The organism is Microbacterium memoriense (genome assembly GCF_025398275.1).
Lineage (GTDB): Bacteria > Actinomycetota > Actinomycetes > Actinomycetales > Microbacteriaceae > Microbacterium > Microbacterium memoriense.
On record NZ_JAODOR010000020.1, the window covers coordinates 1 to 1,596 of the forward strand.

General features: G+C 64.7%; 1 protein-coding gene. It reads left to right on the top strand.

The window, feature by feature from the left end; genetic code table 11:
* Positions 1-97: 97 nt before the first annotated feature.
* Positions 98-1,354, top strand: coding sequence for an integrase core domain-containing protein (locus N4R40_RS13025; protein WP_456085676.1), 1,257 nt, complete (start codon positions 98-100; stop codon positions 1,352-1,354).
* The last annotated feature ends 242 nt before the right edge of the window (positions 1,355-1,596 follow it).

Here is a 1,596-nt window from a genome sequence, read left to right on the forward strand (position 1 = left end):
TGTCATCTCGCAGGACATCGGTGACGGTTCTGCGTCAGGACTTCGGTGACGGTTCTGGGGTCGTTCGCGGTGACACTTCCACCGCTCTGATGTAGGTGTGAGTAGAAACGAACCTGTTGATCCCCGTGTCCGCCTCGCGATCGCGCAGTGGCCCGACGACGCGCCGCGCGGAGCGGTGACGACGTTCTGCGTCGAACACTGCATCTCGCGGAAGACGTTCTACCTGCTGCGTTCGCGCGCGATCGCTGAAGGGCCCGCTGCGCTGCTCGAGCCGAAATCACGCAGGCCGCACACCTCACCGACGCAACTGGGCGACGACATCAAGACTCAAGCGCTGCGGGTGCGCGCGTCGCTGGAGCAGTCAGGACTGGATCACGGGCCGATCAGCGTCCACGCGAAGATGGCCGCGATGGGGATGCCCGCGCCGTCGACGGCGTCGCTGTCGCGTATGTTCCGTGACGCGGGAGTCGCCCGGGTAGCGCCGAACAAGCGGCCGCGCGCGTCGTACCGCCGATTCGTATACCCCGCGCCGAACGCATGCTGGCAGCTCGACGCGACCGAGTACGTCCTCACCGGCGGGCGCAAGTGCGTGATCTTCCAACTCATCGACGACCACTCCCGCCTCGCTGTAGCGTCCCACGTCGCCGCCGGTGAGACCTCCGACGCCGCAGTGCACGTCGTCGCGAAAGGCATCGCAGCACACGGCGTCCCGCAACGCCTGCTCACCGACAACGGTGTCGCACTGAACCCGTCCCGCCGCGGGATCGTCGGCCAGCTCGTCGACTACGTCACCCGGCTCGGCGTCCAACCGATCACCGGGAAGCCCTACAAGCCGACCACGCAGGGCAAGAATGAGCGCTTCCACCAAACTCTGTTCCGATACCTCCACAAGCAGTCCCTGGCAGCGACCCTCGGCGAGCTCCAGGCCCAGGTCGACGAGTTCGACATGATCTACAACACCGAGCGTCCCCACCAAGGATTGCCTGGACATGTCACCCCGCAGCAGGCCTGGGACACGACGCCGGCGGCCGAACCGCCGCGACCGCTCGTAGCTGCCACGCCGTCGTCCTCACCGGTCGCGGCAGCAGGCGCACTACTCCCGGAGAACACTCGACGCGTCACCGTCAGCGGCGGGATCAAGGTCAAGGGCGTGAAGTTCCAGATCGGCAGCCACCTCGCCGGAACACTCGTCACCATCGTCCGCGACAAGGAAATGATCGCGTTCTACAGCGTCAGCACCGGAGAACTCATCATCGAACACCCCTGGCCCGAACCGGGCATCCGCTACGTCAGCAACGGACACCCGCGCGGCCCCCGAAAGACCCCGGAACCGCAAACGTCACCGATGTCTTGACACGCGAAGTGTCACCGATCTCCCGATGCACATCCGTCACCGAAGTCCTGAGACATCACACCTGGCGGCAATTGCCAAGTAAACGAGGGGACGATATCTCCAGCGAAAGACGCTCACCTGTCCCGCTACACGCCGAAACTGTCTGCCGATACGAGGTTTCGGCGAACCATAGCGGCACGCCTCAAGCTGTGGAGTTCGGCACCTCTTGGCGCCCTTTTGTGAGTGCTTAATGTCACTGGTTC